Source organism: Brevibacillus sp. HB1.1 (assembly GCF_013332445.1).
In the GTDB taxonomy this organism is placed as follows: Bacteria; Bacillota; Bacilli; order Brevibacillales; family Brevibacillaceae; genus Brevibacillus; species Brevibacillus porteri.
Genome location: NZ_JABMIV010000036.1, coordinates 1 through 304, shown reverse-complemented (window position 1 = coordinate 304; position 304 = coordinate 1). Strand labels below are relative to the sequence as shown.

3 tRNA genes are annotated in these 304 nt (G+C 54.9%); all 3 read left to right on the top strand.

The features are described from left to right. The first annotated feature begins 23 nt into the window (after nt 1–23). The 3 genes from HPY27_RS29850 to HPY27_RS29840 all read left to right on the top strand — a co-directional run bounded on the left by HPY27_RS29850 (nt 24) and on the right by HPY27_RS29840 (nt 281). Nucleotides 24–100: transfer RNA gene (locus HPY27_RS29850), tRNA-Met, on the top strand. A gap of 8 nt (nt 101–108) precedes the next feature. Next, nucleotides 109–193: transfer RNA gene (locus HPY27_RS29845), tRNA-Leu, on the top strand. Between the two features lie 14 nt (nt 194–207). Next, a tRNA-Glu gene (locus HPY27_RS29840) sits at nt 208–281 on the top strand. Nucleotides 282–304 lie beyond the last annotated feature (23 nt).

Genomic DNA, 304 nt, shown 5'->3' with positions numbered 1-304 from the left:
ATGTTTTAATCTTATAGCTTCATGGCGGTGTAGCTCAGCTGGTTAGAGCGTTCGGTTCATACCCGAAAGGTCGGGGGTTCGATTCCCTCCGCCGCTACCATATTAGTTGCGGTCGTGGTGGAATTGGCAGACACACCATCTTGAGGGGGTGGCGGGGCGACCCGTGCGAGTTCGAGTCTCGCCGACCGCACCATACTTCATAATCCTGGCCCGTTGGTGAAGCGGTTTAACACAGCAGCCTTTCACGCTGTCATTCAGGGGTTCGAATCCCCTACGGGTCACCTAGCAAAATGCCCTGCAAACA